The 11,875-nt window shown below is 73.3% G+C and carries 11 protein-coding genes, 1 other RNA gene and 1 pseudogene; 11 read left to right on the top strand and 2 right to left on the bottom strand.

What is annotated here, in order from left to right; translation table 11 throughout:
- Positions 1 to 42 precede the first annotated feature (42 nt).
- The 5 genes and pseudogenes from ABZV94_RS10115 to ABZV94_RS10095 all read left to right on the top strand — a co-directional run bounded on the left by ABZV94_RS10115 (position 43) and on the right by ABZV94_RS10095 (position 4,530).
- Positions 43 to 1,476: an RNB domain-containing ribonuclease gene (locus ABZV94_RS10115; protein WP_356339209.1), complete on the top strand. Its 1,434-nt coding sequence runs from the start codon at positions 43 to 45 to the stop codon at positions 1,474 to 1,476.
- Positions 1,477 to 1,584: 108 nt separating this feature from the next.
- Positions 1,585 to 2,433, top strand: a complete 849-nt coding sequence (locus ABZV94_RS10110) for an AraC family transcriptional regulator (protein ID WP_356339207.1) — start codon at positions 1,585 to 1,587, stop codon at positions 2,431 to 2,433.
- A pseudogene (locus ABZV94_RS10105) lies at positions 2,430 to 3,209 on the top strand (EamA family transporter); the annotation flags it as partial. The gene ABZV94_RS10110 and the pseudogene ABZV94_RS10105, both read left to right, overlap by 4 nt.
- A 115-nt stretch (positions 3,210 to 3,324) precedes the next feature.
- Positions 3,325 to 3,737: RNase P RNA component class A (gene rnpB, locus ABZV94_RS10100), an RNA gene on the top strand.
- 163 nt (positions 3,738 to 3,900) lie between these two features.
- Positions 3,901 to 4,530: a DUF6875 domain-containing protein gene (locus ABZV94_RS10095; protein WP_356339205.1), complete on the top strand. Its 630-nt coding sequence runs from the start codon at positions 3,901 to 3,903 to the stop codon at positions 4,528 to 4,530.
- Positions 4,531 to 4,635: 105 nt separating this feature from the next.
- On the opposite strand, the gene trpD is transcribed toward ABZV94_RS10095, so the two are convergent.
- Positions 4,636 to 5,751: an anthranilate phosphoribosyltransferase gene (gene trpD / locus ABZV94_RS10090; RefSeq protein WP_356339203.1), complete on the bottom strand. Its 1,116-nt coding sequence runs from the start codon at positions 5,749 to 5,751 to the stop codon at positions 4,636 to 4,638.
- Between the two features lie 2 nt (positions 5,752 to 5,753).
- Positions 5,754 to 6,056, bottom strand: a complete 303-nt coding sequence (locus ABZV94_RS10085; RefSeq protein ID WP_356339201.1) for a hypothetical protein — start codon at positions 6,054 to 6,056, stop codon at positions 5,754 to 5,756.
- 316 nt (positions 6,057 to 6,372) lie between these two features.
- Between ABZV94_RS10085 and ABZV94_RS10080 the strand changes: the two genes are divergently transcribed.
- The 6 genes from ABZV94_RS10080 (at position 6,373) to ABZV94_RS10055 (ending at position 11,807) form a co-directional block, all read left to right on the top strand.
- Positions 6,373 to 7,152 (top strand): 4'-phosphopantetheinyl transferase superfamily protein, encoded by a 780-nt coding sequence (locus tag ABZV94_RS10080; RefSeq protein WP_356339200.1) that lies wholly within the window; start codon positions 6,373 to 6,375, stop codon positions 7,150 to 7,152.
- Between the two features lie 72 nt (positions 7,153 to 7,224).
- Positions 7,225 to 8,766 (top strand): tryptophan halogenase family protein, encoded by a 1,542-nt coding sequence (locus ABZV94_RS10075; RefSeq protein WP_356339197.1) that lies wholly within the window; start codon positions 7,225 to 7,227, stop codon positions 8,764 to 8,766.
- 135 nt (positions 8,767 to 8,901) lie between these two features.
- Positions 8,902 to 9,477, top strand: coding sequence for a flavin reductase family protein (locus ABZV94_RS10070; protein WP_356339195.1), 576 nt, complete (start codon positions 8,902 to 8,904; stop codon positions 9,475 to 9,477).
- Complete coding sequence (locus ABZV94_RS10065; protein ID WP_356339193.1) at positions 9,474 to 10,790, top strand: cation:proton antiporter; 1,317 nt, start codon at positions 9,474 to 9,476, stop codon at positions 10,788 to 10,790. The genes ABZV94_RS10070 and ABZV94_RS10065 overlap by 4 nt, the downstream gene beginning before the upstream one ends.
- A gap of 1 nt (position 10,791) precedes the next feature.
- The gene (locus tag ABZV94_RS10060) at positions 10,792 to 11,106 is read left to right on the top strand and encodes a chorismate mutase (RefSeq protein ID WP_356339190.1); all 315 of its coding nucleotides are present in this window, start codon (positions 10,792 to 10,794) and stop codon (positions 11,104 to 11,106) included.
- Between the two features lie 92 nt (positions 11,107 to 11,198).
- Positions 11,199 to 11,807 (top strand): hypothetical protein, encoded by a 609-nt coding sequence (locus ABZV94_RS10055; RefSeq protein ID WP_356339188.1) that lies wholly within the window; start codon positions 11,199 to 11,201, stop codon positions 11,805 to 11,807.
- The last annotated feature ends 68 nt before the right edge of the window (positions 11,808 to 11,875 follow it).

The raw sequence follows: 11,875 nt of genomic DNA, 5'->3' as shown, positions 1-11,875 counted from the left end.
GTACGGCGTGACTCCGGTGCCACCTCGGCCTACGCTCGCTCCATGCCCCGCCGCAAGATCCACGTCACCGGCGCCCCCGAAGCCCCCCTCCGGGCCGCGCTCACCGCGCTCCGCCGCGAACTCGGCATCCCGGAGGCCTTCGCGCCGGAGGTCGAGGCGGCGGCCGAGCAGGCGGCCAAGGACCCCGCCCTGCCGGTGCACGACGCCACCGACATCCCCTTCTTCACCCTGGACCCGCCCACCTCCACGGACCTCGACCAGGCCACCCACCTGTCCCGCCGGGGCACCGGCTACCGCGTCCGGTACGCCATCGCCGACGTCGCCGCCTTCGTCGCACCCGGCGGAGCCCTGGACGCGGAGGCGCACCGGCGGGTCACCACCCTGTACTTCCCCGACGAGCGGGTCCCGCTGCACCCGACCGTGCTCAGCGAGGGCGCGGCCAGCCTGCTGCCCGGCCAGACCCGGCCGGCCGCGCTGTGGACGATCGACCTGGACGCCGAGGGCCGCACCCTCTCCGCCGACGTGCGCCGGGCCCTGGTCCGCAGCCGGGCCAAGCTCGACTACGCCGGCGTGCAGCGGGACATCGACGCGGGGACGGCCGAGGAACCCGTCGCGCTGCTCCAGGAGATCGGCGAGGCACGGGAGCGGCTGGAGGCCGAGCGCGGCGGGATCTCCCTGCACGTACCCGAGCAGGAGATCGTCGAGCAGGACCACACCTACGCGCTGCGCTATCGCGCCCCCCTGCCCGCCGACCGCTGGAACGCCCAGCTCTCCCTGCTCACCGGCATGGCCGCCGCCGATCTGATGCTCGCCCACGGCACCGGCATCCTGCGCACCCTCCCCGCCGCCCCCGACGGCGCCGTCGCACGGCTGCGCCGCACCGCCGAGGCTCTGCACATCGACTGGCCGCACCACGTGTCGTACGCCGCCCTGCTGCGCACCCTGGACCCGCACGACCCGCACCACGCGGCCTTCCTCCAGGAGTGCACCACGCTGCTGCGCGGCGCCGGCTACACCGTCTTCCGGGACGGCGAGCTGCCCGCGCTCACCACGCACGCGGCCGTCGCCGCCGCCTACACGCACTGCACCGCCCCGCTGCGCCGCCTCACCGACCGGTACGCCGCCGAGATCTGCCTCGCCGCCGTCGCCGGCCAGGACCCGCCCGACTGGGTGCTCGCCGTGCTGGACGCGCTGCCCCGGCGGATGGCCGACGGCTCCCGGCGCGCGGGCACGGTCGAACGAGGGTGCGTCGACATCGTGGAGGCGGCCCTGCTCAAGGACCGGGTCGGGGACGTCTTCGACGGCTGTGTCGTGGACGTGGACGAGCACCGGCCGACCGTGGGCACCGTGCAGGTGCTGTCCCCGGCGGTCATCGGGCGGATCGAGGGCCCGGACCTGCCGCTCGGCGAACGCCTGCGCGTCCGGCTCACCCACGCCGACCCGGGCACGGCGAGGATCGTGTTCACCGTGGCGTGAGCACGTGGCCGAGGACGGCATGGAATGCGGGCTTCCGGCGCTGTACCCGGTAGCGGGGGCACGGCGCGTGACGGGCGTCGGCCGCGGGAGTCGTGAGGGAGCGGTCCGATGGGGGAACAGGCACGGTGGACACGGGCCCGGCTGGGCCGCTGCGGACCCGCGCTCGACCTGCTGACGGCAAGCTTCCGCCGGCACGTCTACGCCCCGCACGCCCACGACGAGTACACGATCGGCGTCTGCGTCGGCGGCTCCGAGATCATCGACTACCGGGGCGGCCACATCCGCACCGGCCCCGGCACGATCGTCGTCCTCGAACCCGGCGAGATGCACACCGGCGGCCCCGGCAACCCCACCGACGGCTACGCCTACCGCGCCCTGTACGCCGAGCCGGCCCTGCTGGCCGACGGCACCCTCGGCGGCCTGCCGCACTTCCGCGAACCCCTCATCGACGACCCCGCGCTGGCCCGCGCCCTGCGCACCGCCCACACGCGGCTCAGCGCCTGCCCCGACCCGCTGGAGGCCGAGTCCGTCCTGCCCTGGGTGCTCACGGCCCTCGCCCGCCGGCACTCCACGGCCCGCCCGCTCCCCGACCGCATCCCCGGCGCCGACGCCATAGCCCGCACGGTCCGCGACCGCCTCGCCGACGAACTCACCGACCCGCCCTCCCTGACCCTGCTCGCCACCGACCTCGGCCTGTCCCGCTACCAGCTCCTGCGCGCCTTCCGCACGACGATGGGCATACCCCCCTACGCCTGGCTCGCCCAGCACCGGGTCACCAAGGCGCGGGTCCTGCTGGAGACCGGCCTGCGCCCCGCCGAAGTCGCCACCCTCGTCGGCTTCGCCGACCAGGCCCACCTGACCCGCTGGTTCCGCCGGGTCCTCGGGGTGACCCCGGCGGCCTACCGCAACAGCGTTCAAGACAGCCCCGGGCCGGCAGGCCGACACTCGGCCGTATGACTGCACGCGGCTGGTTCCTGTTCTCCCTGATGGGAGTCGTCTGGGGCATCCCCTACCTGATGATCAAGGTGGCGGTGGACACCGTGTCCCCGCCGGTGGTGGTGTTCACGCGCTGTGCGCTCGGCGCGGCCCTGCTGCTCCCGTTCGCCCTCCGCCAGGGCGGCTTCGCAGGCGCGATACGACAGCACTGGCGCCCCATGCTGGCCTTCGCGGTCCTGGAGATCATGGTGCCCTGGTTCACCCTGACCGACGCCGAACGGCACCTGTCCAGCTCGACGGCGGGCCTGCTGATCGCGGGCGTACCGATCGTCGGCGTGGTCCTGGCCCGGCTCCTGGGCGACACCGAACACCTGGGCGTCCGCCGGATCACGGGCCTGGCCCTGGGCCTGGCCGGGGTCGCGGTCCTCACCCTGCCGCACCTCACCGGCGGCGACGCCCGCTCCCTGGCGGAGGTCCTGGTGACGGTCCTCGGCTACGCCACGGCACCCCTGATCGCCGCCCGCCGCCTCAAGGAGGTCCCGTCGCTCCATCTGACGGCCGCCTGCCTCACCCTGGCCGCCCTCGTCTACGCCCCCGCGGCGGCCCTCACCCGCCCGGCCGCCCTGCCCTCTCCCACCGTCCTGGCCGCGCTGGCCGGACTGGGCGTCATCTGCACCGCGGTGGCCTTCGTGGCGTTCCTGGAGCTGATCAAGGAGGCCGGCCCCACCCGGGCCACGGTGATCACCTACGTCAACCCGGCGGTGGCGGTGGCCGCGGGCGCCCTGTTCCTGGACGAGCCGCTGACCCTGCCGGTGCTGGCCGCGTTCGCCCTCATCCTGGCCGGTTCGGTCCTCGCGACGGCCGCGGGTCCGCGACGGAGCACGCGCCCGGTACCATGGTCCACACGGCAGACGAGCCGGGCGGACGGCCGCGTGGAGTCCCCTTAGGGGGCTTCCCGAGGAACGTCCGGGCTCCACAGGGCAGGGTGGTGGCTAACGGCCACCCGGGGTGACCCGCGGGACAGTGCCACAGAAAGCAAACCGCCCGGGGCTTCGGCCCCTGGTAAGGGTGAAACGGTGGTGTAAGAGACCACCAGTGCCCAGGGTGACCTGGGCAGCTAGGTAAACCCCACCCGGAGCAAGGTCAAGAGGGGCCGCCTCTCGCGAGAGGGGCGTCCCTGCGCGGACGATCGAGGGCGGCCCGCCCGAGTCCGCGGGTAGACCGCACGAGGCCGGCGGCAACGCCGGCCCTAGATGGATGGCCGTCGCCCCGGCGTCCGCGAGGACACCGGGGAACAGAACCCGGCGTACAGCCCGACTCGTCTGCCTTCCCGCCACGAAGAGAAGGCAGGGTCCTGCCCGCGTGCGGCGATCTCCTGACCCTCCTTTGCCGGTGTGCCCCGGGGAAAGCCAGACGATGTCCGCCGGATAGCGGGTGCCTCTAGCGTGACGGCCAGGATGATCAGGCCGATACGCGAAAAGAGGGTATATGTCAGGCGAACTGACGGCCAAGGCGCGGGACTGGGTCTCGGGATACACCCCTCGCCCCCACCCGGACCTCGGCCGCAGCGGGGTGGTGTGCCCGTACATGGTGAAGGCACTGCGCCGGGACTATGTGCACATGGTCGAGTTCGACGCCACCCGTGGTGACGAGGCGCTCATGGCGCTCGCGCGGGAGCTGCTCGCGGACATGCGCCGACGGGCCGACGAACTGGGCAGCGACCGGATCTACCTGGTGAACATGGTCGTACCGTACGGGCTGCCTGACGACGAGCTGAAGGCGATGGTGGAGCGCGTGCACACCGCGCTGAAACCGGAGTGGGTCGAGGCCGGGTTCATGGTGGGCGACTTCTGGCCCGACCACGAGACCATAGGCCTGCACAACGACGACTTCCGGCCCTTCACCAGCCCGCTTCCGCTGCTGGGGATGCGCCACATCGTCCCCGCCGACCTGGTCTTCTTCGTCAAGCACGAGCGCGAGCCGGCACGGCGGAAGTGGTGCCTCGACATGTTCCGGAAGAACTTCGCGGCCCAGCTCAACGAGCACTGGACGCGAGAGCTGGAGCAGGCCGAGGCGGATGTGGACAGAGAGCTGGCGGAGCTGAGCGCGGCGGCGTGAGGCCCTGAAGGGAAGAGGCCCGGAGGAAGGAGGGGGGCGCGGGACTGTCTGTCCCGCGCCCCCCTTCGCGCCGCCCGTACGGCTCTCACCCCACTGATACGTCCCTCACGCCGCTCGCGCGGACGCGAGGATGTCCTCCGGCGCGGGCGTGCCGCTCGCGCGGACCCACTCCCGCAGTACCGCCTCCGCCGCACCGGAGTCGATGGACTCCGCGGCGGCCGCGAGGGCCGGGCGCAGGCGTTCGGCGAGGGGGGCGGTGGACGGGGCGGCGGCTGCCAGTGTCGCGGCCGCCGACAGCAGGACCGCGTCGCGGACCGGGCCCCGCCGGCCCGCGAGCAGCCGGCGGGCGACCTCGGCGTTGTGAGCCGCGTCGCCCCCGCGGAGGGCCTCGGCCGGGGCGAACGGGATGCCCGTCTCCCGGGGGTCGAAGCGCTCCTCGCGGATCCGGCCGCCGCTGACGCACCAGACGTGCGAGGTGGTCGTCACGGTGAGTTCGTCCAGCCCGTCGTCGCCCCGGAAGACCAGCGCCTCGGTGCCGCGCCGGGCCAGCACACCCGCGATCAGCGGGGCCAGCCGGGCGTCGGCCACGCCGACGGCCAGTGCGCGGGGGCGGGCCGGGTTGGTGAGTGGGCCCAGGGCGTTGAAGACGGTCGGGATGCCCAGCTCGCGACGGGGCAGGGCCGCTCGCCGCATCGCCGGGTGGAAGTCCGGTGCGAAGCAGAAGGCGATGCCCACGGTCTCCGCGAGCCGCGCGAGCCGCTCCGGCGGCAGCCGCAGCGTCACACCCAGCTCCTCCAGCACGTCGGCCGAGCCCGAGCGGGAACTGGCGGCCCGGGCGCCGTGCTTGACCACCCGGGCGCCGGCACCGGCCGCGACGATCGCGGACATCGTGGAGATGTTGACGGTGCAGGCGCCGTCGCCGCCCGTGCCGACGACGTCGACGCAGTCGTCCGGCGCCCGCAGCGGCACGGCGTGCGCGAGCATGGCGTCGGCCAGGCCCTGGAGCTCACCGACCGTCTCCCCCTTGGCGCGCAGGGCCACCAGCAGCCCCGCGATCTGTGCCGGTGTGGCCTCGCCGCGCAGCAGGGAGTCCATCAGCCAGGCGGTGTCGGCGGGGGTCAGATCCCGCCCGCGCAGCACGGTGTCGAGGAGGCGGGGCCAGCGGCGGTCCGCTTCGGGGGCGGGTGGGCCCGCCGGGAGCGTGCCCGGTCGTGCCGTCATCCTCAGCCCCAGTCCTGGTTGCCGGCGGGGACCGCCAGGCCGGTGTCGGCGGGTGTGATGCCCCAGTCCTGGTTGGCGGGTGTGACCGAGGTACCGGCCGGGTCGGCCGCGACGACGGTGCGGCCGGTGCCGCCGACCACGACGCCCCAGTCCTGGTTGCCGGCGAGGACCGCGGCGGGTGCCGGGACGATTCCCCGGTGCTGGTGGCCGAGGCCCGCACCGCCCTGCACGACGGCGAGGACGGCGGCACCGCCGGCGAGCAGAAGACCGGCCGTATGGACGTTCTTGTTCCACGTGCGCTTCATCGCGTGTATCCCCCTTGTGGTCCATTCCCTTGTCCCGGGCCGCCGTCGGTTTCAGGGCCGTGGCGCCCGCTGCGGAAAGGACAGTAGGAAGGGCGGACTTCGCCTCGTTATCGTCCGCGCTTCACGCTCCGAGCACGGTTGATAAAGCGCTGTCCAGGGGGTTTTCCTCCGCGTGTTCGGAGGTTTCTCCGACTGTCGGCGGTGTCGGCGGAATGAAAGGATCGCCACCGTGGCGGCCCCGTGCACGCACGGGACCCCGGCCAGGCACTGGCCCTCGGCCACGCACCGAGAACGGGAGCGCGCAGACGGGACGCCGATGACTTCCTTCACCCTGAACCCGACCGTGCCGCCCGCATCCCGTGCGCGCACGGTCACCTGCGACGTGTGGCTGTCGAGCCGGCTGACCGGCCCCGAGCAGCACTTCGGGCTGCTCGACGAGGCGGAGCGGGCGCGCAGCGCGGAGTTCCTGGTGGAACAGGACCTCGCCCTGTTCGTCACCGGCCGGGTGCTGGCCCGGGCCGCGCTCGGCTCGCTCGCCGGGATCCCCGCCGGGGAGGTCGCGCTGCGTACCCGCTGCCCGGGCTGTGGCGGCCCGCACGGCAAACCGCGACCGGTGGGCGCCGTGGCGGAGTGGGAGCTGTCGATATCGCACTCCGGAGACCTGGTGGCCGTGGCCGTGACGCACGGGCACCCGCTCGGGGTGGACGTGGAGCGCTCCGTACCGCCCGCCGAACCGGGCATCCCCGTGGAGTACGACCTGGTCCTCACCCCCGCCGAACGGGCCGCCGTGCAGGCGTTGCCCGCCGAGCGGCGGGCCGCCGCCTGCCTGACCCTGTGGACCCGCAAGGAAGCGGTGCTCAAGGCGACGGGGGAGGGGCTGAACACCCCCATGGACTCCTTCACGGTCAGTCCCGCACACCGGCCCCCGGCCGTGACCGTCTGGCACGACGACCGGCCCGGGCCGCGCCCCCGCATCGCGATGGCCGACCTGCCCCGGGTGGACGGCTGCGTGGGCGCCCTGGCCGTCCTGGACGCGGAGGACGTCGTCGTCCGCATCCGTTCCGGGGCCGAGGTACTGGCCGAAAGAATGCGATAACGAAAGAAAAGCGCTCCTCGATAGCTTCGCTGCACGGTTACGGGCTCGAACACCCCGAACAGGAGATGCAGCGTGATCAAGTCAGTTGTCATTGTCGGCGGCGGAACCGCTGGTTGGATGAGCGCCACGTATCTCAAGGCGGCGTTCGGTGACCGGATCGATGTCACCCTGGTCGAATCCGACCGGGTGTCGAGCATAGGCGTCGGCGAGGCCACCTTCAGCACCGTCCGGCATTTCTTCGACTACCTCGGCCTCGACGAGCGCGAGTGGATGCCGCACTGCGCCGGTTCCTACAAGCTGGCCATCCGGTTCGAGAACTGGCGTGAAGTGGGCGACCACTTCTACCACCCCTTCGAGCGGCTGCGCATGTCCGACGGGTTCACGCTGGCCGACTGGTGGCTCCACGAGGGCGACCGCAGCCTCCGCGTCGACGAGGCCTGCTTCGTCACCCCGGCGCTGTGCGAGGCCCAGCGCTCCCCGCGCATGCTCGACGGCTCGCTGTTCGCCCAGGGCCTGGACGAGTCGCTCGGCCGCTCCACCCTGGACGAGCAGCGCGCGCAGTTCCCGTACGCGTACCACTTCGACGCGGGCCTGCTCGCCCGGTTCCTCACCAAGTACGGCACCGACCGGGGCGTCCGCCACGTCGTGGACGACGTCGTCGAGGTGCGCACGGACGAGCGCGGCTGGCTCACCGAGGTGATGACCAAGCAGAACGGCGCCCTCGCCGGCGACCTGTTCATCGACTGCACCGGCTTCCGCGGACTGCTCATCAACCAGACCCTGGAGGAGAAGTTCATCTCCTTCCAGGACGTGCTCCCCAACAATCGCGCGGTCGCGCTGCGCGTCCCGCAGCCGGACCAGGCCGAGCGCGGCATGCGGCCGTACACCACGGCCACCGCCATGGAGGCCGGGTGGATCTGGAGCATCCCGCTCTACGGCCGCAACGGCAACGGGTACGTCTACTCCGACGAGTTCTGCACCCCGGAGGAGGCCGAGCGCACGCTGCGCGCGTTCGCCGCGCCCGGGCAGGACGACCTGGAGGCCAACCACATCCGGATGCGCATCGGCCGCAACGAGCGCTCCTGGGTGAAGAACTGCGTGGCGATCGGCCTGTCCAGCGCGTTCGTCGAGCCGCTGGAGTCCACCGGCATCTTCTTCATCCAGCACGGCATCGAACAGCTGGTGAAGCACTTCCCGGACGAGCGCTGGGACCCCAGCCTGGCCGACGACTACAACCGCCGGGTCGCCCGGGTCCTGGACGGCGTCAAGGAGTTCCTGGTGCTGCATTACGCGGCGGCCGGACGCGACGACACGCCGTACTGGAAGGAGGCGAAGGTCCGCGCGCTGCCCGACGGCCTCGCCGAGAAGCTGGACATGGCCCGCTCGCACCTGCTGGACGAGCGCGCGATCTACCCGTACTACCACGGCTTCGAGCAGTACTCCTGGATCACGATGCTGCTCGGCCTCGGACACGAACCGCGTGCGGCCCGTCCGGCGCTCGCGCATATCGACCCGACGGCCGCCCGTGCCGAACTGGCCCGGCTTCGTGCCGACGCGGACCGCCTGGTGCGGACGCTGCCCAGCTGCCACGAGTACCTGACGTCGATCCACTGAGCTGCCACGGGTGCGGGCCGGCCGAGGCCGGGCGCAGTTCCCTCAAGGGGCGCGGGGAACTGCGCGAGCACCCCCGCAGCCGCACCCGGCACACCACCGGACGTGCCCCGGCCCCGACCTTTGAAGGACGCACCCATGACCCCTGTTCACGCAGTGCCCCGCCACTCCCCGCCCCCCACCGCCGGCCCCGCCCGGCCGGAGGCCTTCCGTGCCCTCATGGGCGCGTTCCCGACCGGGGTCGCCGTGGTGACGGCCTATGGCGCCGACGGACTGCCGCGCGGGCTGACCTGCTCCTCGCTGTCGAGCGTCGCCGCCGAGCCGCCCACCCTGTCGGTCTGCCTCACCACCCGTGGCGAGACCCTGCGCGCCCTGCGCGCGTCCGGCGTCTTCGCGGTGAACCTGCTGCACGAGGGCGGCCGGCGGGCGGCGCAGGTGTTCGCCCGGCCCGGACAGGACCGGTTCGGACAGGTCGGCTGGCGGCCCTCGCCCGGCGCCGGGCTGCCCTGGCTGGCCGAGGACGCCTTCGCCGTGGCCGAATGCCGGGTTTCGCATCTTTACGAAGTGTCTGATCATACTGTCGTCATCGGTGAGGTGACCGGAGTCGTCCAGGAGCCGGGTGTCCCCCTGCTCTACGGGGCGCGGGGGTTCGCCGCCTGGCCGGGCGGCACGGTTCCGGGGCCGCTCGCGGCGCCCGAGGGGGTGGCGTCGTGACAGGCCTGCACGCGGACCCGCTGGCCCGCTTCCTGCTCGCCGTCGCCCTGGTGGTGCTGCTCAGCCACCTGTGCGGCCTGCTGGTGGGCCGGCTGGGCCAGGCGCCGGTGATCGGGGAGATCCTCGGCGGACTGCTGCTCGGACCGTCCGCCCTCGGCTGGCTGTGGCCCGCCGCCGGGCACTGGCTGCTGCCCCCGGGCGTGACCTCCGCGCTGACCACCACCGCCCAACTGGGCCTGGTCACCTTCATGTTCCTGCTCGGCTGCGAGCTGCGGCTGGACGGGGCGCGGTCGGGCGGTGCGGCGGTCGGTGCGGTCGTCGTCGGCGGCATGGGCCTGCCGTTCCTGCTGGGCACGGCCCTCGCCGCGGCCGCCCCCGGCGTGCTGCGCGGCGAGCACGCCCACCAGACGGCCTACCTGCTGTTCTTCGGCCTGTCGCTGTCGGTCACCGCGCTGCCCGTACTCGCCCGGATCCTTGTCGACCTGGGGCTCGACACCACCCGTACCGGGGTGTTCGCCCTGCTCACCGCCGCGGTGGGAGATGGCATCGCCTGGCTGGTGCTCACCGCCGTGCTCGCCGTCAGCCGCTCCGGCGGCACCGGGCCCGTCGTGGTCACGGTGCTGCTCGTGACGGCGCTCGTCGCGGCCACCTGGCTGCTGGTCCGCCCCGCGCTGGCCGCGTTCCTGCGGCGCGTGGAAGCCGGTGGGCGCGGTGAGCGGCTGGTGCTGCCGCTGCTGCTCGCCGGAGCGTTCGGCTACGGCGGGCTCACCCAGGCCATGGGGCTGCACCCGGTGATCGGCGCCTTCCTGTTCGGCATGTCCGTGCCGCGCGGCTCCGTTCTGGTGACCCGTCTGCACCAGCAGCTCCAGGGCTTCACCCAGGCGGTGCTGCTGCCGCTGTTCTTCGCCGGTGTCGGACTGACCGTCTCGGTGGGCGAGCTGGGCACCGATGTCCGGCACTGGCTGCTGCTGGCCGGCGTCGTCCTGGCCGCGGCGGTGGGCAAGCTGGCCGGGGCGGGCGGCGCGGTCCGTCTGATCGGCCTGGAGCGCACCGAGGCGCTGCGGTTCGGCGCGCTGATGAACTGCCGGGGCGTCACCGAGCTGGTGGTCGCCGGCATCGGCTGGCAGTCCGGACTGATCAGCTCGGCCGGTCTCACCGTCCTGGTGGTGATGGCCCTGGCGACGACCGCGATGACCGGCCCCCTGCTCAGGCTTCTCGGTACCACCCCGCAGGCCGGGCCACCGGCCGCGGTCCCCAGGCACCACGAACCCGTTTCCGCCCGTGCCACTCAGGGCAGCCCCGTGGAGGTGTGACATGTCCCCGATCGACTCCGCACGGATCAGCGAGCAGAGACAGCAACTGCGCGCCATCGACCAGGACATCATCGAGCTGGTCCGGCGACGCCAGGAGACCGTGTGGCAGTTGCGGACGCTGCGCCGTCTCGCGGGCCTGCGCGAGTACCAGCTGTCCCTGGAGAACGAGGTGCTCAGCCAGTACCACGACGCACTGGGCCGCACGGGCTCCGCGATCGCGCTCCAGCTGCTGTCGCTGGCGCGCTCCGAGTCCGTCGGCCCCGCGCCCGGCGCCGCACGGACCACCGGAGCCGCCACGGCGGCCGACGCGGCCTGATCCACGCCCCGGGGGGCCGGCCATCGGGCCGGCCCCCCGGGGCGGCGTTCGTCCCAGGCTTCAGGACCGTCCCAGAGAGGAAAGAACCCATCGTGTCCAACGCCACCCGATCCGGTCCGCGCAACCGGCCGCCCCGCACCGCGTCCCGTTCCGCCCCGTGGGGCCTGTTCACCCTTCCGTTCCGCGGTGACACCTGGCGGCGCCTGCTGTACGCCCTGCTGGTGCCGCTCGTCGCCGGGCTCGTCCTCGTGCTGCAGTTCGTCATGAAGGCCGCCCGGGACAGCGGACACCCGGGCGTGGGGCCACTGGTGCTGTTCCTGGCGCTGCTGGTCGCGGCCGTGGTGGGCCCCGCCTTCGAGCGCATGCGCCTGCGGTACTTCTTCGGCGAGCACCTCGGGCCGCGTGACGGCGGCCGTGTCGCGGGCGCCGTCGCCTTCTTCTTCGTCAACACGCTGCTGACCACGCTGTCGTTCGCGGCCACCGTCGGCTGGATCATCGTCTCCGCGCGCAATCTGACCTACCCGATCTGGGGCTGGGCGCCCTATCCCGACCCCGCGTGGGGCGGGCCGAGCCCGGTCGGCGCGGTCGCGCTGCACTTCGCGGCCGGCGTGGTGGCCTTCTTCGCGCTGCCGTGGGTGGTCGTCCGGGTCACCGAGTGGCAGCGCGCAGCCGTACGCCGGTTCGCGGCCGGCGAGCGCTGACGGCGGCCCTGCCCCGGCACGCCGGGTACGACCGTGCCCCCGACGGAGGAATTCCGTCGGGGGCACGG

Origin of the sequence: Streptomyces sp. NPDC004658 (assembly GCF_040609555.1) — a bacterium.
Taxonomy (GTDB): domain Bacteria; phylum Actinomycetota; class Actinomycetes; order Streptomycetales; family Streptomycetaceae; genus Streptomyces.
The sequence above is the reverse complement of the archived record's forward strand: the minus strand, read 5'-3'. Positions and strand labels throughout refer to the sequence as shown.

What these genes read in the sequence shown, in the direction of transcription:
- ABZV94_RS10085 (WP_356339201.1), bottom strand. Translation starts at nt 6,056, where the DNA reads ATGAAGCGCACGTGGAACAAGAACGTCCATACGGCCGGTCTTCTGCTC.
- ABZV94_RS10070 (WP_356339195.1), top strand. Translation starts at nt 8,902, where the DNA reads ATGACCCCTGTTCACGCAGTGCCCCGCCACTCCCCGCCCCCCACCGCC.
- ABZV94_RS10080 (WP_356339200.1), top strand. Translation starts at nt 6,373, where the DNA reads ATGACTTCCTTCACCCTGAACCCGACCGTGCCGCCCGCATCCCGTGCG.
- ABZV94_RS10110 (WP_356339207.1), top strand. Translation starts at nt 1,585, where the DNA reads ATGGGGGAACAGGCACGGTGGACACGGGCCCGGCTGGGCCGCTGCGGA.
- ABZV94_RS10115 (WP_356339209.1), top strand. Translation starts at nt 43, where the DNA reads ATGCCCCGCCGCAAGATCCACGTCACCGGCGCCCCCGAAGCCCCCCTC.
- ABZV94_RS10060 (WP_356339190.1), top strand. Translation starts at nt 10,792, where the DNA reads ATGTCCCCGATCGACTCCGCACGGATCAGCGAGCAGAGACAGCAACTG.
- trpD (WP_356339203.1), bottom strand. Translation starts at nt 5,751, where the DNA reads ATGACGGCACGACCGGGCACGCTCCCGGCGGGCCCACCCGCCCCCGAA.
- ABZV94_RS10095 (WP_356339205.1), top strand. Translation starts at nt 3,901, where the DNA reads ATGTCAGGCGAACTGACGGCCAAGGCGCGGGACTGGGTCTCGGGATAC.